Raw genomic sequence first — 25260 nt, 5'->3', positions numbered from 1 at the left:
AAAGAGTCGGGCCACAGGGTGCGGACGCGGGTCGCTTTCCGCCGCCGGCTCACCCGTACGAGTGACTCGATCCGTGCGGTGTGTCCCACGGCTCCCTCCCCCCGGTGTTCCTTAGGGAGAGTAATGAGTTACTCTAAGGACATGCATGACCTTTCCCACGGCGACGACGCTGCCGCCGTGAACGATCTCCGCTCCGCCGTCATGCGGCTGGGCCGGCGCCTCAAGCACCAACGCGTCGACGAGTCGCTGAGCCCCACCGAGATGTCGGTGCTCGGCACCCTCGCCCGCTGCGGCCATGCCACCCCCGGTGAGCTGGCACGCCGTGAGCACGTCCAGCCGCCGTCGATGACCCGCATCGTCGCGCTGCTGGAGGCCAAGGGACTGGTCACGCTGGAGCCGCACCCCGACGACCGCCGCCAGAAGGTGGTCCGCCAGACCGAGGTGGCCGAAGCGATGCTCGAAGAGAGCCGTCGCAAGCGCAACGCCTTCCTGGCCGGGCTCGCGGCCGAGCTCACCGAGGACGAATGGGCCAAGCTCCGCGAGGCCGCTCCCGTCCTGGAGAAGCTCGCGCACCTGTAGGAACGACGCCTGGAGGCGAACGCTTTTGAGTACGGGAACCGGAGCAAACTCCGCACCCGGCCACACATCCACCCCCACCACCCCCGCGGGCAAGAACTCCATGTTCAGCTCGCTGAAGATCCGGAACTACCGGCTCTTCGCCACGGGCCAGGTCGTCTCGAACACGGGCACCTGGATGCAGCGCATCGCCCAGGACTGGCTGGTCCTCTCGCTGACCGGCTCCGCCTCGGCCGTCGGCATCACCATCGCCCTGCAGTTCCTGCCGATGCTGATGTTCGGCCTCTACGGCGGCGTCCTCGCCGACCGGCTGCCCAAGCGGCCGCTGCTGCTGGCCACCCAGAGCGCCATGGGCCTCACCGGCATCGCGCTCGCCGTCCTCACCCTGGCCGGACACGTCCAGGTCTGGCACGTCTACCTGGCGGCCTTCCTCCTCGGCATGATCACCGTCGTGGACAACCCGGCCCGCCAGACGTTCGTCCCCGAAATGGTCGGCACGGACCAGGTCGCCAACGCGATCAGCCTGAACTCCGCCAACTTCCAGTCCGCGCGGCTGGTCGGCCCGGCGATCGCCGGTGTGCTCATCACCGCCGTCGGCTCCGGCTGGGCCTTCCTGCTGAACGGACTGTCCTTCGCCGCGCCCATCGCCGGCCTGCTCATGATGCGGACCCGGGACCTGCACCCCGTCGCACCGCGGCCCCGCGCCAAGGGACAGCTGCGCGAGGGACTGCGCTACGTCGCGGGCCGACCCGAGCTGATCTGGCCCATCGCCCTCGTCGGCTTCATCGGCACCTTCGGGTTCAACTTCCCGATCTGGCTGTCGGCGTTCGTCAGCGACGTCTTCCACGGCGACGCCGGCACCTACGGACTGTTCAACACCCTCATCGCGGCCGGCTCCCTCGCCGGAGCCCTGCTGGCCGCCCGTCGCGGCCACTCCCGGCTGCGACTGCTGGTGACGGCGGCCGTGCTGTTCGGCGCGCTCCTCACCGTGACCGCCTTCGCCCCCGGGTTCTGGCTGTTCGCGGCGCTGCTCGTGCCCATCGGGGTCTTCGGCCTGACCGTCAACGTCACCGCCAACTCCAGCGTCCAGATGGCCACCGACCCCGAGATGCGGGGCCGGGTCATGGCCCTGTTCATGATGGTCTTCACCGGCGGCACCCCCCTCGGGGCCCCGCTGCTGGGCTGGATCACCGACACCTGGGGCGCCCGCGTCGGCATGGCCGCCGGCGGCCTGATCTCCCTCGTCGCCGCGCTCGCCATAGCCCTCGTCCTGTCCCGGATCGGCAACCTCCGCCTCCGGGTCGGCCGCCGCGGCGTCACCTTCGTCCCCGCGGCCCCGCGCCGCGAACTCGCCACCGCCGCGTGACCCGGCCGGGGGGCGGGGTACGGGCTCCCGGCCCTAGGGTCGGGGGCATGAGGCTGTTCGCCGCCGTACTGCCCCCCGCCGGGGCCGCCGCCGAACTGCGCGCGGCCCTCGCGGCGGCCCCCCGACCCGACGGACTGCGCTGGACCGCCGAGGCGGGATGGCACTTCACCCTCGCCTTCCTGGGCGAGGTCCGCGACGAAGTGCTCCCCGACCTGTACGAGCGGCTCGGCCGGGCCGCGGCCCGCACCGCCCCGTTCCCGCTGCGCCTGCACGGCGCCGGGCACTTCGGCGACCGCGCCCTGTGGATCGGCGCCGCCGGCGGGCTCGACACGCTGCGCCTGCTCGCCGAACGCGCCGACGCCGCCGCCCGCCGCGCCGGCGTCCCGATGGAGCAGCACCGCCGGTACACCCCGCACCTGACCCTGGCCCGCAGCCGCGCCGGCGGTGACCTGCAGCCCTGCCTCGACGCCCTCGCCGGCTTCGAGGGCGCCCCCTGGCGGGTCGACACCCTCAGCCTGGTGCGGAGCAACCTGCCCGTGAGCGGCGTACCGGGCGAACGGCCCCGCTACGAGGTCGTACGGGCCTGGCCGCTGTCCCCCTGACCGGCGGCGTCCCGTTCGACGGCCTGATCGTGGGGCGGGCGTCCTCCCACCACTCCGGCGCCCACCACCGCGCCACGGCCTTCGGCCTCACCGGCTCACCTTTCCCCGCCCCCGACACCACCACCCCGCGCGGGGTCCGACGCCTCCCCCGATGCCCCGCCCGCCAGGTGCTCGCGGGCCACCCGGGCCGGTACGCACATCCGCCACGCCTCGGTGACCAGCTCCGCCAGCTCCGTCGGGCCGAGGGCGGCCATCCGGGCGTGGACCCAGTTCCAGCGCATGTCCCCGGCCCCCGGCAGGCTGAACGTGCCGGGCTCGGAGGCGACCAGCGCCGCCCGCTCCTCCTTGGGGAAGGCGAAGCCGAGCTCGGTCTCGTCGCGGGACAGGGCGAGGTAGACGATCCGCCCGATGCGGAACTTCACCCGGTCCCGCACGAGGTGTTCCTCGGTGCGCGGCAGCGCGAGCGCCAGCCGCCGTACGTCCTCCACGGTCACCATGACGGCAGTGTCCCGTACGGCCCCCGCCCGTGGGGGCGGGGGCCGTACGCGGGGTCGGCCGGCGCCGCGTTAGTCTCGACGGGTGGATCCCAAGACCAGAAACCGTGTCATGGCCGGTGTGCTCGTGCTGATGTTCCTCGTCGTCGCCGTGGCGGCCGCCGTCGGCCAGTAACCGGCCGTCGCCCCGCCCCGCCCGTCACCAGGCGAACGCCTCCGGCGACGGGCCCGGGCCGGGGCTGTGCCGCCCGGGAGACCACCCCCGGACCCCCGGCGAACAGACGGCCCCACCCGTCACCAGGCGAACGCCTCCGGCGACGGGCCCGGGCCGGGGCTGTGCCTGCCCGGGGGACCACCCCCGGACCCCCGGCGAACGGACCGCCCCACCCGTCACCAGGCGAACGCCTCCGGCGACGGGCCGGGGCCGGGGAAGATCTCGTCGAGGCCCGTCAGGACCTCCTCCGGGAGTTCCAGCTCCACCGCCCGCAGCGCGGACGCGAGCTGCTCCGGCGTGCGCGGGCCCACGATCGGGCCGGTGACCCCGGGGCGGGTCAGCAGCCACGCCAGGGCCACCTCGCCGGGCTCCAGGCCGTGCTTGGCCAGCAGGTCCTCGTACGCCTGGACCTGCCCGCGGACCGTGCTGTTGTTCAGCGCGTCCGCCGACCGCCCGGACGCGGTGCGCCCCGACTCGGCCGCCTTGCGGATCGCGCCGCCCAGCAGGCCGCCGTGCAGGGGGGACCAGGGGATGACGCCGAGCCCGTACGCCTCGGCGGCCGGGATGACCTCCATCTCGGCCCGCCGCTCGGCGAGGTTGTACAGGCACTGCTCGCTGACCAGTCCGAGCCGCCCGGTGCGCGCGGCCGTCTCGTTGGCCTGGGCGATCTTCCAGCCGGGGAAGTTGGAGGAGCCCGCGTAGAGGATCTTGCCCTGCTGGATCAGGACCTCGACGGCCTGCCAGATCTCCTCGAAGGGGGTCCGCCGGTCCACGTGGTGGAACTGGTAGACGTCGATGTAGTCGGTACCGAGCCGCTTGAGGCTGGCGTCGACGGCCCGGCGGATGTTCAGCGCCGAGAGCCGGTCGTAGTTGGGCCAGGTCTCGCCCTCGCGGGACATGGAGCCGTAGACCTTGGTGGCGAGGACCGTCTTCTCCCGGCGGTCGCCGCCCCGGGCGAACCAGGTTCCGATGATCTCCTCGGTGCGGCCCTTGTTCTCGCCCCAGCCGTACACGTTGGCCGTGTCGACGAAGTTGATGCCGGCGTCGAGGGCGGAGTCCAGGAGGGCGTGACTCTCCGGTTCCCCGGTCTGGGGGCCGAAGTTCATGGTTCCGAGTACGAGGCGGCTGACCTTGAGGCCCGTGCGTCCGAGCTGCGTGTACTTCATGGGGCACTAGCCAACTGCTTCGAGTGCGCTCCAGGCAAGCCCCCGCCGTGAAGGGCGTGTTACGGCCCGTCCGCCGGCCGGTAGGGGCCTCCGAGGCCCCATGCCTGGTGCAGGACGGCCGCGAACTCGCCGGCCAGCCGGTGCTCGCCCGAGGCGTTGGGGTGCGTGCCGTCGTAGGTGTCGTGGCGGATGTCGTACCCCTGCGGGCGGGCGGCCAGCAGGATCGGCGAGGCGTCCGTCGACAGGTCGGCGACCGCCTTCGCGAGGAGTTCGTTGAAGCGGACGACCTGCGCCGCGAACGGGGCGTCGTCCTCGGCCCGGACGTTCGCGATGACCGGCAGCAGCACCATCCGGATGCCGGGGCGGGCGGCGCGGGCCGCGGCGACGAAGCGGCGGACGTTGGCGGCGGTCCCGTCGGCCTCGGTGTAGAAACCGAGGTCTATCAGGCCGAGGGAGACGAGCAGGACGTCGACCTCGCCCGCGCCCGCGGCGGGCCCGACGAGGGGCGCCATGTGCTGCCAGCCCTCGCCCCAGCCGGCCAGGTGCCGGCGGGCGTGCTCCGGGAAGTCGGGGGCGGCGTACGCGCGGCTGGTGGCCGCCTCGGTGGCGGGGTCGTGGAGCGCGGTGCGCGGGCCGACGATCTCGAAGGGGCCGTCCAGGGTGGCGCACAGGTGCTGCCACATCCGGTAGCGCCAGGTGTAGTCGCCGGCGCGTCCGATGGTCATGGAGTCGCCGACGAACATGAAACGCATCCGGTCATCATCGCGGATCGCGTGACGGAAACCCCTGTGACGCCGGACACGCGCGACGGGCCGGCAGGCTTGGGGGATGCGCCTGCTCCCCCGGCCGTCCGCCGCCCTCGCCGTCACCGTCGTCACCGCCCTCGCCGTGCTGCCGACGGCGGCCCTCGCCGCGGAGACCCCGGGCGCGGCCGGGTTCACGATCACCGACCCGCGGATCCGCGAATCGAGCGGCCTCGCGGCGAGCAGGCTGCACCCGGGCGTGTACTGGACGCACAACGACAGCGACGACGGCCCGTACGTGTACGGGGTGGACGCGGCGACGGGGAGGACCGTGGCGCGGGTGACGCTGACCGGGATCGGCACGCCCCGCGACGTGGAGGCGATCTCCGTGGGGCCCGACGGGCAGTTGTACGTCGGTGACATCGGCGACAACCGCGACGGGACCTGGGACCACGTGTGGGTCTACCGCTTCCCTGAGCCGAAGCGGCTCGCCGACACCACGGTGAAGGCGGAGCAGTTCACCGTCACGTACGCCGACGGGCCGCGCGACGCCGAGGCCCTGATGGTCCATCCGGTGACGGGCCGGGTGTACATCGCGAGCAAGCACGAGCGCACGGCCGGCCTGTACGAGGGACCCGAACGGCTGTCGGCCGGCGGGACCAACGTGTTCCGTCGGGTCGCCGACGTGCCCTGGGTGACGGACGGGGCGTTCTCCCCCGACGGCGGCCGGCTCACGCTGCGCGGCTACTTCACGGCCCGCACCTGGCCGTGGAAGGACGGCCGCCCGCAGGGCGCCGGCACCCGGGTGAGCGCCCCGTTCCAGGGGCAGGCCGAGTCGGTGACGTACACGGCGGACGGCAAGACGCTGATGTTCGGCTCGGAGGGCGCGGGCAGCCGGGTCATCGCGGTCCCGGCGACCCCGGACGACGGCTCCTCCGCGGCGGACCCGGCCGCCTCCGCACCCGCCCCGTCCGACGCGGCCTCCGGCCGTCCCGGCTCCCCGCCGCAGGCCGGCGACCCGGCCGGACAGGACGGCGGCTTCACCAAGGGCGCCCTGGTCCTCGTGGTGGGCACCGCCCTGGTGTTCGGCGCCAAGCGCCTGCTGCGGCGCACCCCGAAGGACTGACGGGCGGCGGCCCCCTTCCCGTTCACGGGCCGGGGGCGACCGCGTACGCCCTACGAGTGGCCGAGGTCGGACGTCGCGAGGTCCGCGGCCGGGACCGAGCCGGTGTCGGCGGCCGGGCGCAGCGGGAACTCGTCCGTCGCCATCGAGTCGAGCACCGGCGGCGCGGGCCGCAGCGGCTTCGGCATGACGGCGGCCTCCGAGTGGCCGCCGCAGCCGTACGAGAGGGAGACCAGCCGGCCGTCGGCCGGTCCGAACTCGTTGGCGCAGACCCCGAAGGCCTGCCCCAGCGAGCCGCCGATCTTGACGAGGAACCCGCAGGACACGCACGACGCGGGCGCCGCCTGCGCCATCGGGGTCTTCGCGCCGAAGGACTCGTCCCAGCGGTCGGCCGCGCTGTGCAGCCCGTACCGCGACAGGACGCGGGCGCGCCGCATGCCCAGTTCCTCGGCGACCGAGGTGATGGAGCCGCGCGCCGGGACGACGACCCGCTCGGTGACGTCGGCGTCCTCGGCCTCGACGAGTTCGGCCATCTCCTCCGAGACGACGGAGTTCGGCGGCGGGGCGTCCTCGTCGGACCAGCCCTGCTCCAGCCGCAGGTCGTCGGCGTCGGTCGGCAGCAGGTCGCCGGGGCCCATGTCACCCGGACGCAGCCGCTCGCTCCACGGCACCCATTCGGGGGCCAGCAGCGCGTCGTCGCCGGGGAGCAGCACCGTTTCGTCGAGGGTGACGTTCTTGGCGCGGGAGGCGCGGGTGACGGTCACCGCCCAGCGCCAGCCCCTGTAGCCGGGTTCCTTGCACTCGAAGAAGTGGGTGACGACCCGGTCGCCCTCCGCCACGACGGAGACGTGCTCGCCCACCACGCCGGGGAAGGCGGCCTCCTCGGCCGCCGCCCGGGCGAGTTCTACCGCCTCGGCGCACACGCGGTCGGGGGTACGCGGGGTACGGCTTCGCGTCGTCGCAGCACTCACAGGTCTCGTTCTCTCCTACGCCGTCTCACGAGTGCGCCGTCCGTACTGTCGTCCACAACGACCCGTCGGTCTCGTCCGTACCCAGCGCGGGCGGAGCGGACCAGGGGGCCGCGTCGACGTCCGCGCCCGATCGGCCTCGGGCGCACCCCACTGCGATCCATTCTGCGGGATCGCGAAGAGGCGCGCGGCCAAGAGCAACCGCCGGTGGCGCGCTACGCACGCTACCTCCTCCGGAGCCTTCGTCCCACATGCGAGGTCCGATTCGCGGACGATGCCGGCACCCCGGACGTGCCGGGAGGGGTCCGGGAGGGCCGAGTGGGGCACTATGGCCACGTGGCACCCGCACGGTCGTCCGATGACGGCTCGGGACCGGCCAAGCGGGCCGGCCGGGCTGTCGGGCGTGCCCTGCACCTGCCCATCACCGGTACGGCGCGCGGGATCCGACGGGCCACGCACGCGCAGGGGGCGGGCGAATCGGGCCTCGGCCGACTGATCGAACTGCACGCCATCAACGGCGCCGGCGACGTGATGATCACGGTGGCGCTGGCCTCGACGGTGTTCTTCTCCGTCCCCACGGACGAGGCACGCGGCCGAGTGGCCCTGTACCTGGCCATCACCATGGCCCCCTTCACCCTGCTGGCCCCGGTGATCGGCCCGCTGTTGGACCGGTTGCCGCACGGCAGGCGGGCGGCGATGGCCGCGGCGATGCTGGCGCGGGCCCTGTTGGCGCTGATGATGTCGGGCGCCGTGGCGACGGGCGGCCTGGAGCTGTACCCGGCGGCGCTGGGCGTGCTGGTGGCGTCCAAGGCGTACGGGGTGGTCCGCAGCGCGGTCGTCCCCCGCCTCCTCCCACCGAGGTTCTCCCTGGTCAAGGCGAACTCCCGGGTCACCCTGGCGGGCCTGCTGGCCACGGGCGCGGCCGCGCCGATCGGGGCCGGCCTGCACACGATCGGACCGCCCTGGCCGCTGTACGGGGCCTGCGCGATCTTCGTGTGGGGGACGTTCGCGGCGTTCCAACTGCCGCACAAGGTGGACGACGCGAAGGGCGAGACCCGCGCCCGGCTCTCCACGCACGAGGCGCACTCGCGGCGGCCGGGCCTGCGGACGATCAGCCGGCCGGTGCTGTGCGGGCTGCTGGCCAACGCGTCGATGCGGGGCCTGTCGGGCTTCCTCATCTTCTTCCTCGCGTTCCTGCTGCGGGAGCACCCGCTGGCCGGGCAGAGCGCGGCGGTGTCGCTGGCGGTCGTCGGCGTCTCGGCGGGCCTGGGCAACGCGTGCGGCACGGCCGTCGGGGCGTGGCTGCGGGCCCGGGCCCCGGAGGCGATCATCGCGACCGTGCTGTGCCTGACGCTCGGCGTGGCGGTGATCTCCGCGGTCCTGTTCAGCGGGGCGATGGTGGCGGTCCTGGGCGCGACGGCCGGCTTCTGCCAGGCCCTCGCGAAGCTGTCCCTGGACGCGATGATCCAGCGGGACATCCCGGAGTCCGTCCGCACCTCGGCCTTCGCCCGCTCGGAAACCCTGCTCCAGATGGCATGGGTGCTGGGCGGCGCGATCGGCATCGTCCTCCCGTTGAACGGCGTCCTGGGCATGGCCGTGGCCGCCACGGTCGTGGCGGCGGGCACCACGATGGCCCTCCGCGGCGCCCTCGCCCCCCATCCCAGGGGCACCACCCACCCCCGCGTGGCCTGACGGGGCTCCCGCGACGGCGCCGCGCGGGGCAAACCGACACCGGCGGAGCCGACCCGCAGGACCCCATGCAGCAACGCGGCCCACCGGCCCGATAGCCTTCGGCTCATGACCGCACCGCTTATCCCGGGTAGGGCCCGCCGCAGCGTCGCGGCCCTCGGAGCCGTGTCCGCCGGCCTCCTCCTCCTCTCCGCCTGCGGGGACAAGCCGACCCCGCTCGCGACCGTGACCGTCGGCACCTCCACCGTCTCCGCGGAGTCCGACTGCCGCGCCGACGGCAAGGACCTCTCCATGGACCGCGTCCAGGAGTGCCTGACGAACCTGAAGAACGCCAAGACCATCGAGTACGGCCGCGGTGACACGCTGCGCCTCGGCGTCGAGCCGGAGGTCGTCGAGGACGGCAGGCAGTGGCAGGCGGTCCTCGACGGACAGCCGATCACCGAGCCGTCCTCCAACACCTACCGCAGCTTCCAGGGCGCCGACGTCTTCGCGACCGGCGGCCAGGGCGAGGCCCCCGCCTCGAAGGTCCTCGGCTTCGTCCAGGTGGGCAAGGACGGCAAGCCGCTCGCCATCTGGTCGTTCAAGCTCAAGCTCAAGTAGCCGGCGGCATCCCGTGCGCGCGCTCGTCGTGACCGCGGTGGCCGCGGAGGCCGAATCCGCGGCCGCCGGTCTCACCCCTCATCCGGACCCGGTCACCCCGGAGCCGCGCACCCTGCCCGGCGGGTACCTCATCACCCGCCGGGACCTGCCGGGCCTCGCCGTCGACGTGCTCGTCGGCGGGGTCGGCCCGGCCGCCGCCGCGGCCGCCACGGCCACCGCGCTCGCGCTGGCCGACTACTCCCTCGTCATCTCCGCCGGCATCGGCGGCGGGTTCGCGCCCGCCGCCCCGCTCGGCTCGCTGGTGGTCGCCGACGCGCTCGTCGCCGCCGATCTGGGCGCCGCGACCCCCGACGGGTTCCTCAGCGTCACCGAACTCGGCTTCGGTCACGGCGTGCACCTGCCGCCCGCCGAACTGGCCGCGTCCGCCGCGCAGGCCACGGGGGCGCTGCTCGCCCCCGTGCTGACCGTGTCGACCGTCACCGGGACCGCGGCCCGCGCCGCCGAACTCGCCGCCCGGCACCCCCTCGCCGGCGCGGAGGCCATGGAGGGCTTCGGGGTGGCGGAGGCCGCCGCCGCGCACGGGCTGCCGGTCCTGGAGGTCCGTGCCGTGTCCAACGCCGTCGGGCCGCGCGACCGTTCCGCCTGGCGCATCGGGGAGGCCCTGGCCGCACTCGCCGACGGCTTCCGCGCGCTGGGACCCGTACTCGTCAACTGGGGAGAACGCCATGAGCACCGGTGACCGTGACCTCGGCCGTGACCACGACCACAACCGCGACCGCGACCGTTCGACGCTGGAGATCGCCTTCTCGCCCTGCCCGAACGACACGTTCGTCTTCGACGCGTGGGCGCACGGCCGGGTGCCGGGGGCGCCCGCCCTGGACGTCACCTTCGCCGACATCGACGTCACCAACGGCATGGCCGAGCGCGGCGAGCTGGACGTGCTGAAGGTGTCGTACGCCGTCCTCCCGTGGGTGTTGGAGGAGTACGCGCTGCTGCCCTGCGGCGGGGCCCTGGGGCGCGGCTGCGGCCCGTTGGTGCTGACCCGGGAGCCGGGCGTGGACCTGGCCGGGAAGACCGTGGCCGTGCCGAGCGAACGGTCCACCGCCTACCTGCTGTTCCGGCTGTGGGCGGCCGACGTGCTGCCCGAGGGCGTCGGGAAGGTGGTCGTGCTGCCGTTCCACGAGATCATGCCGGCCGTCCGGGACGGCCGGGTGGACGCCGGACTGGTCATCCACGAGGCCCGCTTCACCTACCGGGACTACGGGCTGCACTGCCTGGCGGACATGGGTGAGCACTGGGAGTCCACGACGGGCCTGCCGATCCCGCTCGGCGCGATCATCGCGAAGCGTTCGTTGGGCGCCGGGACGTTGCGGGCGCTGGCCCAAGCGGCCCGCACGTCGGTCCGGATGGCGTGGGAGGACCCGCAGGCGTCCCGCCCGTACGTACGGGCGCACGCGCAGGAGCTGGATCCGGCGGTCGCCGACCAGCACATCGGGCTGTACGTCAACGAGTTCACCGCGGACCTGGGAGACGCCGGCTACGCGGCCGTCCGCGGGCTGCTGACCAGGGCCGCAGCCGAGGGTCTTGTTCCGGCCATCCCCGCGGACGCGCTCGTCTTCCCGTAGCGTCCCGGGCCGCGCGCGCCGGTGCCCCGCGGCTCGTACGAGCGGCGGGGCACCGGGGTCGGACGCGGGCTCAGACGTCGAGCTGGTCGGCCACCGCGCGGAGCAGTCCGGCGATCTTCGTGCCGTGCACCCGGTCGGGGTAGCGACCGCGTTCCAGCATGGGCGTGATGTTCTCCAGCAGCGTCGTCAGGTCCTGCACGATCGACGCGAGCTCGTCGGGCTTGCGGCGCTGCGCGGCCGCGACCGAGGGCGCCGGATCGAGCACCGTCACCGAAAGTGCCTGGTCACCGCGTTGTCCCGCGACGACGCCGAACTCGACCCGCTGGCCGGGCTTGAGGGCGTCGACCCCGGCGGGGAGCACCGACGAGTGGACGAAGACGTCGCCGCCGTCGTCGCGGGAGAGAAAGCCGAAGCCCTTCTCGCTGTTGAACCACTTCACCTTGCCGGTAGGCACGTCCGTCCTCTGTCCTTGTGCTCGTCGGGTCCGGTCGGCCGCGATGTTCGGCTCCGGATAGCAGTGCGGCAGGTCCTTCGACCCGCCTCCTCCAGGCTAGTGGTCCAGAAACGGGAGACAAGACGTTCCCCGGTCCTTCCCCGGGGCCCTTCCGCCGTCCTTCCGGTTCACCGCGTCGGCCAGGGAACTACCCTGGTCGGGTGACTGTTACTCCTCTTCCCGACGATGCCCGGCCCGGCGACGGACTCGTCAAGGCCGGCGGCATCGTGTTCATCGCCGGCGCCGTGGCGACCGTCGTGACGATGGCCCCGCTGTTCCTGGGCACCGATCCGTTCCCGTCGTACGCGTGGGCCGTGTGCATGCTCATGGGCGTCGGTTTCGCCATCTCCGCGGCGGGCGTGTTCCGCTCGGCCGCGGCGCAGCGAAAGGCGGCCCGGGCGTCCCAGGCCGCCTGACGGATGCCGTACGGGCCGCGGTCGGTCGCCGGCCGCGGTGCCTCGCCCGCCGCGGGTGCCCCTCGGCGTCGCCGTGCGCCTCGGGCCGCCGCGCGCCTCAGGCCGCCGCGCGCGTTCGGTCGTACTCCGCGAGCCACTGCGGCAGCGCGGTGAGGTCGGCGAGGACGACGTCCGCGCCGGCGGCGCGCAGATCGGCCTCCGAGCACGGGCCGGTGGGCACCGCCACGGACAGCGCGCCGGCCGTGCGGGCGCCGCGCACGTCGCCGACGTGGTCGCCGACGTAGACCTGCGCGCCGTACTCGCGCAGGGCCTCCGCCTTGGCCTCCGCCCACAGCCAGCCGATCACGGCGTCGGCCTCGATGCCGAGGTGCTCCAGGTGGTGGCGGGCGTTGGGCTCGTTCTTCGCGGTGACAACGATGGCACGACCGCCGAGGGCCTGGACGGCGGCGATGGCCTCGCGGGCGCCGGGCATCGCGGGGGTGGGCTCGATGGCGTGGTCTACGTAGATCTCCCGGTAGCGGTCCCGCATCGCGGGGATCTCCGCGTCGGTGAACCAGTACGCGAGTTCCTCCTCCAGCGGCGGCCCGAGCCGGGTGACGGCCTCGTCGGCGTCGATGAAGGCACCCGTCTCCGCGGACAGCGCCCGGTAGGTGGCCCGGATGCCGGGACGGGAGTCGATGAGGGTCATGTCGAGGTCGAACCCGACCGTCAGGGGGGCGGGTTGGATCTTGGTGTGGGGGTCGGAGGTCATGCCTCCCATTGTGCCGAGGCAGGTCCAACTAAACGGAACGTGGGCTTGGCTTTCGCTTTCCAGACCATGAAATCCCGGCACATTCCACCCCACGTCCTCGGGCGCCATTCCAGACGTTCTCCAACGCCCCACCGACCTACGTGGCAGAACCACACATCGATGCGTGGCGGACCCAAGCATCACCGGCGGCTACCGGCGCCGGCGCGCGCGCCACAGCAGGTACAGCGCCGTCGCGACGGCGGCCCACCGGATCACGCCCGGCCACAGCTCCTGGAACGCGGCGCCCATCCCGTCATCGGCGAGCTCCTCGCCCCAACGGCCCACCCGCCGCCCCCACAGCCACAGCACCGCCGCGGTGAAGAACCCGCCGGGCAGCCCGAAGACGACCCACTTGCGTTCGGACGGCCCGAGCACGCGGGACCCGTACGCCACCAGCCAGCCGAGGGCGATCAGCATCCAGTACCCGGTGAGCGCCCCGGCGGCGAGCAGGGCCGCCGCCAGCAGCAGGAACGCGTGGGGGCGGGTACGGCCGGGTGCCACCGCCTCGGGGGCGGCCGCGGCGGCCTCCCGCTGCCGGCGGCGTTCCCGCCGCGCCCGCAGGACCCGTACGGCCCGGCGCGTGCGGGACGGTGACGGTTCCGCCGGTGCCGCGGGGCCGGCCGCGTCGCCGGCGCCCTCCTCGGCGTCGTCCTCGCCCGGCGGTCGGCGCAGGAAGTCCGGGAACTCGATGCCGCCCGCGAAGCCGTCGACCTGCGGCCCCGAACCGAGCGACGCCGCGCCCGGACCGACGCGCCACCAGTCGGGCTCCACGCCGTCGGGGGTGCCGAGTTCGTCGAGACCGGCCAGGTGCGGCGGCACGTTCCGCGGCTCCTCCGCCGGCTGCGGGGCCGGCTCGCGGCGCAGCCGCCCGCGCTGGACGGGCACGGACTGCGGCGCGACCGTCGGGGCGGGCGTCCGGGCGGACCCGGATCCGGCGGTGCGGGCCGGTCGGCCCACCGAGTCCAGGAGTTCCTCCGGCGTGCCGAGCCGGTCCAGGATGCCCCGTACGGCCGCCGTGGTCTCCGGTTCGTACGTGGCGCGCCGACGGTCGATCTCGTCCCGGAGCCCCGACACCAACCGCATCCGGTCACCCGACGACAGCTGCCGGCGCTGCGCCAAGTCCCCGACCCGGCTCAGATATTCGTAGACCAGATGGTCGCTCTCGATCCCCACGCCCCGGCTCCTCACGTCCCGCCTGCCCCGAAGGTAGCGCGTGCGCCCGTGGAGCGGCCGTCGGCGCAACGGATACCGTTGACCGGATGGGGACCGGCCGACGGACCGGCCGGCGCGACCAGGAGGCGACCACCGTGCCCGAGGCAAGCACCGCTGCGGGAAATGCCCCGCGCTCCCTCGCCGAGGCGCTGCGCGCCCGTGACGACGTGGGGCTCGCGGCCCTGCTGCACGCGCGGCCGGACCTGCTGAACCCGGTGCCCGGCGACGTCACCCAGCTGGCCACCCGCGCCGGCACCCGCGCGTCGGTGGTGCGCGCCCTGGACCGGCTGGACCGGTTCGCCCTCCAGACGGCCGAAGCGCTCGCGGTGGCGCCCGACCCGTGCCCGTACCCGGTGTTGGAGTCGCTGCTGACGGGCGGCGAGAACGAGGCCGCCCGCGTCGAACTGCCCCGGGCGCTCGGCACGCTGCGCGACCAGGCCCTGGTGTGGGGCGACGAGGACCGGCTGCGGCTGGTGCGCACCGCCCGGGAACTGCTCGCGCCGTCCGCGCAGCGCCCCTCGCCCACCGGGCTCGGGCCGACGGTGTCCGAGGCGACGGCCGGCATGTCGCCGACGCGGATCCAGGAGATCGTGGCGGCCCTCGGGCTGCCCGCCACCCACGACGCGGTGTCCGCCGTGACCGCCCTGACCGGCCTGTTCACCGACCCGGAGCGGATGTCGGCGCTGCTGGACGAGGCCCCGGCGGAGGCCCACCAGGTCCTCGGGCGGCTCGTGTGGGGGCCGCCGTACGGGGAGGTCACCCCGCAGCCGACGGCGCCGGTGCGCTGGCTGCGCGACCGGGGGCTGCTGTTGCCCGCCTCGGCGCGGACGGTCGTCCTGCCCCGCGAGGTGGCGCTGCACCTGCGCGGCGGCCTGGCGCACCGACTGACCGCCCCGCTGGCGCCGCCGGTCGGCGCGCGCCGCGAGCACCGTCCACAGCTTGTGGACGCGAACGCGGCCGGTCAGGCGCTGGCCGCCCTCGACACCGTCGAGGAACTCGTGAAGTCCTGGGAGCACGCCGGGCCGGCCGTCCTGCGGGCCGGCGGGCTCGCCGTACGGGACCTCAAGCGGGCGGCGACGCTGCTGGACACCACCGAGCCGTCGGCCGCGTTCTGGATCGAACTGGCCTACGCGGCCGGGCTGCTGGCGAGCGACGGCGAGGCCGACGAGCGGTACGCGCCGACCCCCGCCTTCGACGACTGGTGCGAACTGCCGCCCGCCGAACGGTGGTCGGTCCTGGCCGCGGCCTGGCTGCCGGCCACCCGCACGGCCGGACTCGTCGGCGAGCAGGACGCCAAGGGGCGCACCCTGTCGACGCTCGGCCCCGAACTCGACCGGTCGGCGGCGCCCGAGGTGCGCCGCCGCGTCCTGGACCTCATCGCCGAGCTGCCCGAGGGCGGTTCACCCGACCCGGACGCGCTGCTGGACCGGCTCGCCTGGGAGCGTCCCGTACGCGGCACCAGCGACCTGCGGGCCCGCCTCGCGCACTGGACGCTGACCGAGTCGGAGGTCCTCGGCGTCACCGGGCGCGGCGCGATCAGCGCGTTCGGTCGCGCCCTGCTGGAGCACCGGGACCCGGCGCCGCTGCTGGCCCCGCTGCTGCCCGAGCCGGTCGACCACGTCCTGCTCCAAGCCGACCTGACGGCGGTCGCTCCCGGCCCGCTGCGCCGCCCGCTCGGCGACACCCTGGCCGTGCTCGCCGACGTCGAGTCCAAGGGCGGGGCGACCGTGTACCGCTTCACCCCCGGCTCGGTGCGCCGGGCCCTGGACGCCGGACACACCGCCGTCGACCTGCACGCCTTCCTCGCCGAGCACAGCCGCACCCCCGTACCGCAGCCGCTCTCGTACCTCATCGACGACGTGGCGAGACGGCACGGGCACCTGCGCGTCGGCGCGGCCTCCTCGTACGTGCGCTGCGACGACGACGGCATGCTGAACGAGATCCTCGCCGACAAGCGGTCCGCCGGACTCGGGCTGCGCCGCCTCGCGCCGACCGTCCTGGCCGCGCAGGCCGAACCGGGGGCGCTGCTCGACGGGTTGCGGTCGATGGGCTACGCCCCGGCGGCGGAGTCCCGTACCGGCGACGTCCTGGTGGCGCGCGCCCACGCCCACCGCACCCCGGCCCGTTCGGCACCGGTCCCCGTCCCGGACGGACCGCCGGTCCCGGACGCCACGCTGCTCGGCGCGGCCGTACGGGCCATCCGCGCGGGCGACCTCGCGGCGACGGCGGTCCGCAAGGAACCCGCCTCGGCGGCGGGCTCACCGCCCCCGGCGGCCGGCGAACTCCCGCGCACGAGCGCGGCGGAAACCCTGGCGACGGTCCAGGCGGCGGCCCTGACCGGCTCGGCGGTGTGGATCGGCTACGTCAACGCGGAGGGCGCGGCGAGCCAACGCGTCATCGCCCCGGTCCGCGTGGAAGGCGGCTTCGTCACCGGCTACGACCACACGGCGGACGAAGTCCGCACGTACGCCCTGCACCGCATCACGGGCGTGGCAGAACTGGCGGAGGACCAGGTCTGACCCGCCGGCACCGGGCATTCCAGCCCCGCCGGCGTTCGAGGCGCGGGGGCCCGGAGGCGCCGCCCCCGGGCAGGGCGCCGCACGCGCACGGGTCCGGGCTCGGCCCGGGGAACGGAGGAAGGGCGGGGCGGGGAGACGCCCCGCGCAGCGGCACCCGTCAGGAACGGTCCGCCCCGGAAAACCGCCGGCCCCCCGCCCCCCCGATCCGGCAGGGTGACGACATGCCCACCCCACCCCCCACCCGTCAGATCCGCGCCGCCCACACCGACACCACCGTCACCGTGTACCAGGCCTACTCCCCGCGCCTGGGACTACCCGCCGCCCGCGACGGTCGCTTCCCGCCCGACTGGAAGCGCGACCGCATGACCTGGATCAAACCGTCGTTCCTGTGGATGATGTACCGCTGCGGCTGGGCCACCAAGGAAGGCCAGGAGACGGTACTGGCCGTCGAGATCACCCGCGAGGGCTTCGACCGGGCGCTCGCCGGAGCCTGCCTGTCGCACTACGCCCGGGGCGTCCACCCGGACCGCACCAGCTGGCAGCGGGCGCTGAGGGCCGCCCCCGCCCGCGTCCAATGGGACCCCGAACGCGACCCGCACCTGAACCCGCTCCCCCACCGCGCGCTCCAGCTGGGCCTGTCCGGCCCCGCCTCCCGCGCGTACGCCGACGAGTGGACGGTCTCCATCCGCGACGTCACCCCCCTGGCCCGCCGCCTCCACACCCTGATCCGCTCCGGCCACGAGGACGACGTACGCGCCCTGCTCCCGACCGAACCCCCGTACCCGACGGGCCCCCTGCCCCACCTCGGCGCATAGCCGCCCCGCCACCACCCGACCCGGCCCGCAGCGGCCCCGCCTCACGCCCCGACGTAGTCGACCCGCGCCGCGTCGAACGGCCACCCCTCGCGGAGCCACCGGCCCACCGCCGCGCGCACGCCCGCGTCCAGGTACGCCCGATCCGCCCGTACCCAGGAACTGACGCGCACCCGCCCCGGCTCGTCGCTGCGGGGATACACGTACACGCACCCGATGACGTCACCCGCGCCCGCGCCCTCCAGCACGCTGTACGTGAACCCCCGTCGCTCCTCGAAGTCCCGCGCGTGCCGCACCAGGTCGGCGAGGTTCGCCTCGGCGCTCATGCCCTCCGCCGGCGGCCACCCGCCCGTGAACCCGGAGGTCGCGCGGACGTGCGCGATGCTCCCGCTCCACGCGGCGAGGTCCCGCTCGTTGTGCTGCGGCCCGAGCGGCTCCAGCCGGAACCCGTCCCCGGCGAAGGCGCGCGGCACCTCGAAGCCGTCCGGTACGAACCCCGAACCCCGCTGATCGTCATCCATACCCGGAACGTATCCGCCGTCCCGACCGGGCGCCGGCCCGTTCCCAACGCCCCGCCCACGTCCGCGCCGACGCCCTCACCACCCGGAAACCGCTGGCCATGCGGCACACTGGAGGTTTGGCCGAACGGAAAGGTGCTCCCGTGAACTCAGGCCCACTCATCGTCCAGAGCGACAAGACCCTCCTCCTGGAGGTCGACCACGAGCTCGCCGGGGCCGCGCGCCGCGCCATCGCCCCGTTCGCCGAGCTGGAGCGGGCTCCCGAGCACATCCACACCTACCGGATCACCCCGCTCGGCCTGTGGAACGCCCGGGCCGCCGGGCACGACGCCGAGCAGGTCGTCGACGCGCTCGTCGAGTTCTCCCGTTACCCCGTCCCGCACGCGTTGCTCGTCGACGTCGCCGAGACCATGGCCCGCTACGGCCGCCTCACCCTGTCCAAGCACCCCGTGCACGGACTGGTCCTGACCAGCACCGACCGTCCGGTGCTGGAGGAGATCCTGCGGTCCAAGAAGGTCGCCCCGCTGGTCGGCGCCCGGCTCGACCCGGACACCGTCGCGGTGCACCCCTCCGAGCGCGGTCAGATCAAGCAGACCCTGCTCAAGCTGGGCTGGCCCGCCGAGGACCTCGCCGGGTACGTCGACGGCGAGGCCCACCCCATCGACCTCGTCGAGGACGGTTGGGCACTGCGCCCCTACCAGCAGCAGGCCGTCGAAGGCTTCTGGCACGGCGGCTCCGGCGTGGTCGTACTGCCCTGCGGCGCGGGCAAGACGCTGGTCGGCGCCGGCGCGATGGCCATGGCGCGGGCGACCACGCTGATCCTCGTCACCAACACCGTCTCGGCCCGCCAGTGGAAGCACGAGCTGATCAAGCGGACGACGCTGACGGAGGAGGAGATCGGCGAGTACTCCGGTACCCGCAAGGAGATCCGGCCCGTCACGATCGCCACGTACCAGGTCCTGACGACGAAGCGGAAGGGCATCTACCCGCACCTGGAGCTGTTCGACTCCCGGGACTGGGGCCTGATCCTCTACGACGAGGTCCACCTGCTGCCCGCGCCGGTCTTCAAGTTCACCGCCGACCTCCAGGCCCGCCGCCGGCTCGGTCTGACCGCCACGCTGGTCCGTGAGGACGGCCGCGAGTCCGACGTGTTCTCCCTCATCGGGCCGAAGCGCTTCGACGCGCCGTGGAAGGAGATCGAGGCGCAGGGCTACATCGCGCCGGCCGACTGCGTCGAGGTCCGGGTCAACCTCACCGAATCGGAGCGGCTCGCCTACGCGACCGCCGAGACGGAGGAGAAGTACCGCTTCTGCGCGACGACCGCGACGAAGCGGAAGGTCACCGAGGCGCTGGTGCGCAAGCACCAGGGCGAGCAGACGCTGGTCATCGGGCAGTACATCGACCAGCTCGACGAGCTCGGCGAACACCTGGACGCGCCCGTCATCAAGGGCGAGACGTCCAACGCGCAGCGCGAGAAGCTGTTCAACGCGTTCCGCGAGGGCGAGATCAGCGTGCTGGTCGTCTCGAAGGTCGCGAACTTCTCCATCGACCTGCCCGAGGCCACCGTCGCCATCCAGGTGTCCGGCACCTTCGGCTCCCGCCAGGAGGAGGCGCAGCGCCTGGGCCGGGTACTGCGCCCGAAGGCGGACGGGCACGAGGCACGGTTCTACTCGGTCGTCGCGCGCGACACGATCGACCAGGACTTCGCCGCCCACCGCCAACGATTCCTCGCCGAACAGGGCTACGCCTACCGCATCCTGGACGCCGACGAACTCCTGGCCGACGACTGACCACCCCGGACCCGCCCCGGCCGGGGCGGGTCCGGGCGTGGTTGGTGTCCGACGGGTCCGGTACCGCGCGGCGTGCACCCGCCCGAACATCGGGTGGCCGGAAGCCGACGAGCCGTACGCGACAGGGACCTCGGGTCCCGGACGACGCGGAACGCATGCCGGAGTATCGGCGGACGGGGTTCACGAGCTCAGCCAGAACCGCTTCGAGGCCGACCCGGAGCCGGACGCCGAAGCGGACTGCCGACCCCCGTCCGGCACGGCCGCCGGGGCCGCGCCGTCTGCCGGAACGGACCGCACCCCGGAGTCCGGGAAGGGGTCCGGGGCCAAGGTCGGTTCGGGCTCGGGGCGGCGGGCGCGGCGGCGTAGGAGGGCTGCGGACGCTGCGGTCAGGAGCGGTACGGTCCACACCCACAGGTGGGGCCAGTGGTGCAGGAGGTCACGGCCGGTGCCGGTGCCGAGGTGGCGGGCCCAGAAGTCGGCGGAGGCCTGCGGGAGCACCAGCAGGCCGAGCAGGCCGGTCCCGGTGAACCCCGCCAGGGCGGTGAGCCCGGCCCGGACCCGGCCGGTCAGCAGCAGGTACGGGACGAAGACGGCCGGTGTCAGCGTGATCCCGGCGGCGACACCCAACGCGAAGCCCCTACCGAGGGCGCTGCGCGCCCGGCCCAGGTCCCAGACGGCCAGGCAGGCGAGCGCCAGGTTGATCTGACCGGACACCGGGTTCTGGAACAGCGGCTCCAGCCACAGCCCCCCGATGGTGGCGGCCAGTACGGGTCCGGGCCGCGCCCGCAGTCCCGCGAGGCGGCAGGAGAGCAGGATCAGCAGGGCGAGCAGGCAGGCGTTGCCGAGGAGCAGCACGACCTTCAGCACCCCGGACGGCAGCCACGCGGCCGGCGTGAACAGGATCGCCGCGAACGGAGGATAGGCGGCGGGCGGATGCCACTCGGCGGCGGACATGCCGTGGACGAGGGCCTCGGCCATCGGCAGGCGCAGGGCGATGCACAGCACGCCCAGGGCCAGCAGCGAGCCCGTGACCAGCAGGCCGGCAAGGAACGACGGCGAGCGGGCGGGATCGGAGCTCCGGGTCACGCGCGTGACCCTAGTGGATCAGCCCCCAGCCCTCACCGGGATCCGGCCACGCCCGCCCGGAACCCGGCCGAAAGCCCCGTCCCGAAGGCCCGGCCACGACCACCCGGACAGCCCCCCGCCCGCCGGCGTCCCACGGCACTCACATCGGCACCACGCCCACGCGGCGCCCACACCCACGCGGCAGCCCTGCCCACGCCCACGCTCCCGCACCCGCGCCCGCGCGGCAGCGCCCCTCACGCCCGCGCCACGGCGGACGCCAACCCGTGTGCCCGCGCTGCTCGCGCCGCCAGGGTCAGCGGCGTATGACGCCCGCGTCCTCGGCGTATTCGCCCAGGACGACGACGCTCACGGCGGTCGCAGCGAAGACTTTCGCGGCGCGCAGGACGTCACCCACGCGGTAGCGGGAACGGTGGTCGGAGGTGGCGGTGGCGCCGCTCGGGCGGCCGCCCTGGATCGGGGTGAAAGTTGCGGTGCTCATGTATCCATGGTCCGTTTTCCCGCCCTCCACCACATCGCTCTGCGGAGGGAACATTCGCGCCCCCGCGGTCCTCCTCACGACCCACCCCACCCCCTAGGGGCCCCCTCCCAGGTCTGACACTCCCCGGTACGACACCCACACCGTGCTCCCGCCGAACACCGGCCATCCACCCGTTCGGAGCCCCGGCCCCTCCCCGGTCCCCACCCCCACAATCCGTTCGCGCGGCGCCCGCACCCTGACTAGAATCTCCGCTCTTGCCGCCTCCCGCCGCGCATCGGGGAGAGCCGTCCGCCGCTCGGAAACCGGCGGGCATCAGTTCCTTACCAGCAGCTGGAGGCAGTCCCGTGCCCGCGCACGCCCCCGAATCCACCGACCCGCTCGCCCGCGAGCGGTCCCACCTGGCCGCCTCCCGTTCCGCCCTCCGCGCGATGCGCGAGGACGTCGAGGCCCTCGACATCCGCGACGTCACCGCGAACTGGGTCAACGCCGTCGTCCTCCAGGCCCAGATCGACGACCGGATCAAGGCCCTCGCCGACCTCTCCCACACCCCGCTCTTCTTCGGCCGCCTCGACTACCTGCACGCCCCGGGCGCCGAACTGGCCGAGGGCGCGGAGGGCGAGCAGTTCTACATCGGCCGCCGCCACGTCCACGACTCCGACGGCGACCCGATGGTCATCGACTGGCGCGCCCCCGTCTCCCAGCCGTTCTACCGCGCCTCCAAGACCGACCCGCAGGACGTGGCCCTGCGCCGCCGCTTCGGCTACACCGGCGGCGAACTGACCGCGTACGAGGACGAGCACCTCTCCGACCCGGCCGAGGCGGCCGCCGTCAGCAAGCTCCTCCAGCAGGAGATCGAGCGCCCCCGCGTCGGCCCCATGCGCGACATCGTCGCCACGATCCAACCGGAGCAGGACGAAATCGTCCGTTCCGGACTGTCCGGATCCGTCTGCGTACAAGGGGGTCCCGGCACCGGGAAGACGGCCGTCGGCCTGCACCGCGTCGCGTACCTGCTGTACGCGCACCGGGACCGGCTCGCCCGCACCGGCACCCTCGTCATCGGGCCGAACCGTTCCTTCCTCCACTACATCGAACAGGTCCTGCCGGCCCTGGGCGAGCTGGAGGTCAAGCAGGCCACCGTCGACGACCTGGTCGCCCGCCCCGGCCTGGAGGTGCGCGGCGCCGACGAGGCCGCGACGGCCGTCGTCAAGGGCGACGCCCGCATGGCCCGCGTGCTGCGCGCCGCCGTCCGCTCGCACGTGACCGCGCCCACCGAACCCCTGATGGTGGTGCGCGGATCGCGCCGCTGGCGGGTGCCGGCGTACGAGCTGGCGGAGATCGTCGAGGAGCTCCAGCAGCGCGACATCCGCTACGGCGCGGCCCGCGAGGCGCTGCCGCAACGGATCTCCCACCAGATCCTCGTCCGCATGGAGCAGGCCGGCGAGGCGCCGGACGACCGCGTGCAGGACGCGGTGGCCCGCAACGCCGCCGTGAAGGCGGCCGTCAAGGAGATCTGGCCGCCCGTGGAACCGGCCAAGCTGGTGCTGCGCCTGCTCTCCGACCAGGACTTCCTGGCGGTCCACGCCGAGGGCGTCCTCACCGCCGACGAGCAGAAGCTCCTCCTGTGGCCCAAGCCGTACCGCAGCGTGAAGTCGGCGAAGTGGTCGCCGGCGGACCTCGTCCTCATCGACGAGGCCGCCGACCTGGTGGAACGTACGCACTCCCTCGGTCACGTCGTCCTCGACGAGGCGCAGGACCTGTCCCCTATGCAGTACCGGGCCGTGGGCCGACGCTGCACGACCGGCTCGGCGACGGTCCTCGGCGACCTCGCGCAGGGCACCACACCCTGGGCCACGCGCAGTTGGGACGAGGCCCTCACACACCTGGGCAAGCCGGAAGCGGTCCTGGAGGAACTCACGGCGGGCTTCCGCGTGCCGCGCGAGGTCATCGCGTACGCCTCCCGGCTGCTCCCGGCGATCTCCCCCGGGCTGGCCCCGGTCTCCTCGGTCCGCGAGACGCCGGGCTCCCTGACGGTCACGGAGACGGCCGACCTCACCCCGGCCGTGATCGACGCCTGCCGGGACTCGCTCGCGCACGAGGGCTCGATCGGCCTGATCGCGGCCGACGCGCGCATCCCGGACCTCGGACGGGCCCTCCTGGAGGCGGGCCTGCCGTACCTGTCGCCCGGCGAGGAGACCACGGCCGAATCGCGGCTGACACTGGTGCCGGCGTCGCTGGCGAAGGGCCTGGAGTACGACTACGTCGTCCTGGACGAGCCCGCCGCGATCGTGAGCGGTGAGCCGGACGAACGCACCGGCCTGCGCCGCCTGTACGTCTGCCTCACCCGAGCCGTCTCGGGCCTCACGACCCTCCACGCGACCCCCCTCCCCGAGGCCCTGTCCCCGCCCCCCTCCTGACCCCGCTGCACGGGACCACCACCCCGCCCCGGCACCCCCGTTCCCCGCTGCGTGGCGGGGCCACCTCCCCCAACCCGGCACATCCGTTCCCCGCTGCGCGGGGCCACCGCCCCACCCCGGCACACCCGTTGCCCGCTGCGCGGGGCCGCTCCCCTCCCCGTCCTTCCCCCGTTCCCGCCTCAACGCCGGCGAGGCTCACCCCGAACCCCCGGGGCTCCGCCCCGAACCCCGCGCCTCAAACGCCGGCGAGGCTGGACGATCGGGCCCCGTCAGCTCCAGCAGAGCGGGCCCAACCCCCGGGGCTCCGCCCCGGACCCCGCGCATCAAACGCCGCGAGGCTGGATCGCTAACCCCGACGAACCGGATCGGCATCCGTCAGCGAAGCCGTATGAACCTCAGCGCCGACGGCCCCGCAGGGCCGGCATAGCAAGCCGGGCGGGCAGGACAGGCAGGGGGCCAGCGGAACAGGACGGGACGATGTGATGTGCCGCGAGTCGGGGACGCGGTGCCGCAGGTCGGGGACGGGCTCGGGTGCCGCAGGCCGGGAACGGGGTGCGGACGGGTGCCGCACGCCGGGGACGAGGACGGAGTGCCACAGGCCGAGAACGGGAACGGGGACGGATGCCGCAGGCCGGGAACGGGGACGGGGACGGGTGCCGCAGGTCGGGGACGGGGACGGGGTGGGGTGTCGTCCGGGGCTCAAACGTGATTTGTTGGCGCGCGGTGCCGCCCGGCAAACGAAGCTGCGGACAGGGCGCCATAAATCATGCCCGCCCCGGACGACACCCCACCCCGGCCCCGGCCCCGACCCACCCGCAGCCGCCGCCCCACCCGGCCCCGCCCCACCGGCCCCACCCGGCCCCGCCCCCCTACCCCAGCGCCAAGCGCCACTCCGCCACCGCCGCCGCCGAGACCGGCCCGTCCCAGCCCGCAGGCCGAGCCGCGCCGCCGATGTGGAAGGCGTCGATGCCCGCCGCCCGAAGCTCCGGCAGGTGCCGCAGCGCCAGCCCGCCGCCGACCAGGATCCGCGCCCCGTACCCCGGCTCACCCGCCCGCGCCGCCTCCGCGAGCAGCACCGGCAGCCCCTCGTCGACCCCGGCCGCCGACCCCGCGGTGAGGTACGTGTCCAGACCGGGCAGCTCCGCGAGCGCCTTCCGCAGCTGGTCCCGATCCGGTGCCCGGTCGATCGCCCGGTGGAACGTCCACCGGCACCCGCCGAGCTCCGCCACCACGGCCTCGACGGCGCCCAGGTCCGGCCCGCCCTCCGCGTCCAGGAACCCGAGCACGAACTCGTCCGCCCCCTCCGCCCGCAGCCCCCGCGCCGTCTCCACCAGACCGGCCAGGTCCCCGGCGGCGAACCCGTCCGCCCTGCGGAGCATCACGCGCAGCGGGATGTCGACCGCCGCCCTGATCGCCGCGAACGTCTCGCGCGACGGGGAGAGCCCGTCGGCGGCGATGTCGGCGACCATTTCGAGTCGGTCCGCCCCACCGGCCTGGGCGGCGACCGCGTCCTCCAGGTCGAGGGCGATCACCTCCAGGAGCGCACGGTTGTTCATGTCGTCCCAT

24 protein-coding genes are annotated in these 25260 nt (G+C 74.3%); 13 read left to right on the top strand and 11 right to left on the bottom strand.

The annotated features are described in order from the left end of the window. The first annotated feature begins 141 nt into the window (after positions 1–141). Genes AB0D46_RS09605 through thpR form a run of 3 tightly spaced genes read left to right on the top strand, consistent with a single transcriptional unit; the run spans position 142 to position 2544 of the window. On the top strand, positions 142–579 hold the full coding sequence (locus AB0D46_RS09605; RefSeq protein ID WP_362876725.1) for a MarR family transcriptional regulator: 438 nt from the start codon (positions 142–144) through the stop codon (positions 577–579). 25 nt (positions 580–604) lie between these two features. Beyond that, positions 605–1942, top strand: coding sequence for an MFS transporter (locus tag AB0D46_RS09600; RefSeq protein WP_362876724.1), 1338 nt, complete (start codon positions 605–607; stop codon positions 1940–1942). Positions 1943–1989: 47 nt separating this feature from the next. Beyond that, on the top strand, positions 1990–2544 hold the full coding sequence (thpR, locus tag AB0D46_RS09595; RefSeq protein ID WP_362876723.1) for an RNA 2',3'-cyclic phosphodiesterase: 555 nt from the start codon (positions 1990–1992) through the stop codon (positions 2542–2544). Positions 2545–2639: 95 nt separating this feature from the next. Here the strand turns inward: thpR and AB0D46_RS09590 are convergent, their stop codons facing one another. The 3 genes from AB0D46_RS09590 to AB0D46_RS09580 form a co-directional block, all read right to left on the bottom strand. Beyond that, on the bottom strand, positions 2640–3041 hold the full coding sequence (locus AB0D46_RS09590) for an MmcQ/YjbR family DNA-binding protein (protein ID WP_362876722.1): 402 nt from the start codon (positions 3039–3041) through the stop codon (positions 2640–2642). Between the two features lie 387 nt (positions 3042–3428). Next, the gene (locus AB0D46_RS09585) at positions 3429–4418 is read right to left on the bottom strand and encodes an aldo/keto reductase (protein WP_362876721.1); all 990 of its coding nucleotides are present in this window, start codon (positions 4416–4418) and stop codon (positions 3429–3431) included. Positions 4419–4477: 59 nt separating this feature from the next. Then, positions 4478–5170, bottom strand: coding sequence for a GDSL-type esterase/lipase family protein (locus AB0D46_RS09580; protein WP_362876720.1), 693 nt, complete (start codon positions 5168–5170; stop codon positions 4478–4480). 76 nt (positions 5171–5246) lie between these two features. Between AB0D46_RS09580 and AB0D46_RS09575 the strand changes: the two genes are divergently transcribed. Further along, the gene (locus tag AB0D46_RS09575; protein ID WP_362876719.1) at positions 5247–6287 is read left to right on the top strand and encodes a WD40 repeat domain-containing protein; all 1041 of its coding nucleotides are present in this window, start codon (positions 5247–5249) and stop codon (positions 6285–6287) included. 50 nt (positions 6288–6337) lie between these two features. On the opposite strand, the gene AB0D46_RS09570 is transcribed toward AB0D46_RS09575, so the two are convergent. Then, positions 6338–7255 (bottom strand): DUF3027 domain-containing protein, encoded by a 918-nt coding sequence (locus AB0D46_RS09570; protein ID WP_362876718.1) that lies wholly within the window; start codon positions 7253–7255, stop codon positions 6338–6340. A gap of 315 nt (positions 7256–7570) precedes the next feature. On the opposite strand from AB0D46_RS09570, the gene AB0D46_RS09565 reads away from it, so the two are divergent. The 4 genes from AB0D46_RS09565 to AB0D46_RS09550 all read left to right on the top strand — a co-directional run bounded on the left by AB0D46_RS09565 (position 7571) and on the right by AB0D46_RS09550 (position 11166). Next, positions 7571–8944 (top strand): MFS transporter, encoded by a 1374-nt coding sequence (locus AB0D46_RS09565; protein WP_362876717.1) that lies wholly within the window; start codon positions 7571–7573, stop codon positions 8942–8944. Between the two features lie 105 nt (positions 8945–9049). Beyond that, positions 9050–9541 (top strand): DUF2771 domain-containing protein, encoded by a 492-nt coding sequence (locus AB0D46_RS09560; protein ID WP_362876716.1) that lies wholly within the window; start codon positions 9050–9052, stop codon positions 9539–9541. A 13-nt stretch (positions 9542–9554) separates the two neighbouring features. Continuing rightward, positions 9555–10280, top strand: coding sequence for a futalosine hydrolase (locus AB0D46_RS09555; RefSeq protein ID WP_362876715.1), 726 nt, complete (start codon positions 9555–9557; stop codon positions 10278–10280). A gap of 58 nt (positions 10281–10338) precedes the next feature. Then, a complete protein-coding gene (locus AB0D46_RS09550) occupies positions 10339–11166 on the top strand; it encodes a 1,4-dihydroxy-6-naphthoate synthase (protein ID WP_362876756.1) in 828 nt (275 codons plus the stop codon). A 70-nt stretch (positions 11167–11236) separates the two neighbouring features. Here the strand turns inward: AB0D46_RS09550 and AB0D46_RS09545 are convergent, their stop codons facing one another. Then, a complete protein-coding gene (locus AB0D46_RS09545) occupies positions 11237–11620 on the bottom strand; it encodes a cold-shock protein (RefSeq protein ID WP_136225748.1) in 384 nt (127 codons plus the stop codon). 200 nt (positions 11621–11820) lie between these two features. On the opposite strand from AB0D46_RS09545, the gene AB0D46_RS09540 reads away from it, so the two are divergent. Continuing rightward, positions 11821–12075, top strand: coding sequence for a hypothetical protein (locus AB0D46_RS09540; protein ID WP_362876714.1), 255 nt, complete (start codon positions 11821–11823; stop codon positions 12073–12075). A gap of 97 nt (positions 12076–12172) precedes the next feature. Here AB0D46_RS09540 and AB0D46_RS09535 read toward each other — a convergent pair whose 3' ends face one another. Continuing rightward, positions 12173–12826, bottom strand: coding sequence for an HAD family hydrolase (locus AB0D46_RS09535; protein ID WP_362876713.1), 654 nt, complete (start codon positions 12824–12826; stop codon positions 12173–12175). A gap of 189 nt (positions 12827–13015) precedes the next feature. Then, the gene (locus AB0D46_RS09530; protein WP_362876712.1) at positions 13016–14038 is read right to left on the bottom strand and encodes a hypothetical protein; all 1023 of its coding nucleotides are present in this window, start codon (positions 14036–14038) and stop codon (positions 13016–13018) included. Between the two features lie 86 nt (positions 14039–14124). On the opposite strand from AB0D46_RS09530, the gene AB0D46_RS09525 reads away from it, so the two are divergent. Then, entirely contained in the window at positions 14125–16596 is a 2472-nt protein-coding gene (locus AB0D46_RS09525; RefSeq protein WP_362876711.1) for a helicase C-terminal domain-containing protein, read from the top strand. Positions 16597–16817: 221 nt separating this feature from the next. Then, positions 16818–17411, top strand: a complete 594-nt coding sequence (locus AB0D46_RS09520) for a DUF4291 domain-containing protein (RefSeq protein WP_362876710.1) — start codon at positions 16818–16820, stop codon at positions 17409–17411. A gap of 41 nt (positions 17412–17452) precedes the next feature. Here AB0D46_RS09520 and AB0D46_RS09515 read toward each other — a convergent pair whose 3' ends face one another. Continuing rightward, entirely contained in the window at positions 17453–17929 is a 477-nt protein-coding gene (locus tag AB0D46_RS09515) for an N-acetyltransferase (RefSeq protein ID WP_362876709.1), read from the bottom strand. A gap of 140 nt (positions 17930–18069) precedes the next feature. Here AB0D46_RS09515 and AB0D46_RS09510 point away from each other — a divergent pair, with 140 nt between their 5' ends. Beyond that, positions 18070–19716, top strand: coding sequence for a DNA repair helicase XPB (locus AB0D46_RS09510; protein WP_362876708.1), 1647 nt, complete (start codon positions 18070–18072; stop codon positions 19714–19716). A 180-nt stretch (positions 19717–19896) separates the two neighbouring features. On the opposite strand, the gene AB0D46_RS09505 is transcribed toward AB0D46_RS09510, so the two are convergent. Continuing rightward, the gene (locus tag AB0D46_RS09505; RefSeq protein WP_362876707.1) at positions 19897–20802 is read right to left on the bottom strand and encodes a glycosyltransferase family 87 protein; all 906 of its coding nucleotides are present in this window, start codon (positions 20800–20802) and stop codon (positions 19897–19899) included. Between the two features lie 292 nt (positions 20803–21094). After that, a complete protein-coding gene (locus AB0D46_RS09500; protein ID WP_362876706.1) occupies positions 21095–21280 on the bottom strand; it encodes a hypothetical protein in 186 nt (61 codons plus the stop codon). Positions 21281–21708: 428 nt separating this feature from the next. On the opposite strand from AB0D46_RS09500, the gene AB0D46_RS09495 reads away from it, so the two are divergent. Continuing rightward, positions 21709–23694, top strand: a complete 1986-nt coding sequence (locus AB0D46_RS09495) for an AAA family ATPase (RefSeq protein ID WP_362876755.1) — start codon at positions 21709–21711, stop codon at positions 23692–23694. 869 nt (positions 23695–24563) lie between these two features. On the opposite strand, the gene AB0D46_RS09490 is transcribed toward AB0D46_RS09495, so the two are convergent. Beyond that, complete coding sequence (locus AB0D46_RS09490; protein ID WP_362876705.1) at positions 24564–25250, bottom strand: copper homeostasis protein CutC; 687 nt, start codon at positions 25248–25250, stop codon at positions 24564–24566. Positions 25251–25260 lie beyond the last annotated feature (10 nt).

The sequence above is a fragment of the Streptomyces sp. NPDC048383 genome (assembly GCF_040651775.1).
In the GTDB taxonomy this organism is placed as follows: Bacteria; Actinomycetota; Actinomycetes; order Streptomycetales; family Streptomycetaceae; genus Streptomyces.
The sequence above is the reverse complement of the archived record's forward strand: the minus strand, read 5'-3'. Positions and strand labels throughout refer to the sequence as shown.

Bases quoted from the DNA above. Each gene is read 5' to 3' on its own strand.
- AB0D46_RS09605 (WP_362876725.1), top strand. From the start codon at position 142: ATGCATGACCTTTCCCACGGCGACGACGCTGCCGCCGTGAACGATCTC.
- thpR (WP_362876723.1), top strand. From the start codon at position 1,990: ATGAGGCTGTTCGCCGCCGTACTGCCCCCCGCCGGGGCCGCCGCCGAA.
- AB0D46_RS09590 (WP_362876722.1), bottom strand. From the start codon at position 3,041: ATGGTGACCGTGGAGGACGTACGGCGGCTGGCGCTCGCGCTGCCGCGC.
- AB0D46_RS09585 (WP_362876721.1), bottom strand. From the start codon at position 4,418: ATGAAGTACACGCAGCTCGGACGCACGGGCCTCAAGGTCAGCCGCCTC.
- AB0D46_RS09580 (WP_362876720.1), bottom strand. From the start codon at position 5,170: ATGCGTTTCATGTTCGTCGGCGACTCCATGACCATCGGACGCGCCGGC.
- AB0D46_RS09575 (WP_362876719.1), top strand. From the start codon at position 5,247: ATGCGCCTGCTCCCCCGGCCGTCCGCCGCCCTCGCCGTCACCGTCGTC.
- AB0D46_RS09560 (WP_362876716.1), top strand. From the start codon at position 9,050: ATGACCGCACCGCTTATCCCGGGTAGGGCCCGCCGCAGCGTCGCGGCC.
- AB0D46_RS09535 (WP_362876713.1), bottom strand. From the start codon at position 12,826: ATGACCTCCGACCCCCACACCAAGATCCAACCCGCCCCCCTGACGGTC.
- AB0D46_RS09525 (WP_362876711.1), top strand. From the start codon at position 14,125: ATGGGGACCGGCCGACGGACCGGCCGGCGCGACCAGGAGGCGACCACC.
- AB0D46_RS09520 (WP_362876710.1), top strand. From the start codon at position 16,818: ATGCCCACCCCACCCCCCACCCGTCAGATCCGCGCCGCCCACACCGAC.
- AB0D46_RS09515 (WP_362876709.1), bottom strand. From the start codon at position 17,929: ATGGATGACGATCAGCGGGGTTCGGGGTTCGTACCGGACGGCTTCGAG.
- AB0D46_RS09500 (WP_362876706.1), bottom strand. From the start codon at position 21,280: ATGAGCACCGCAACTTTCACCCCGATCCAGGGCGGCCGCCCGAGCGGC.
- AB0D46_RS09495 (WP_362876755.1), top strand. From the start codon at position 21,709: ATGCGCGAGGACGTCGAGGCCCTCGACATCCGCGACGTCACCGCGAAC.
- AB0D46_RS09490 (WP_362876705.1), bottom strand. From the start codon at position 25,250: ATGAACAACCGTGCGCTCCTGGAGGTGATCGCCCTCGACCTGGAGGAC.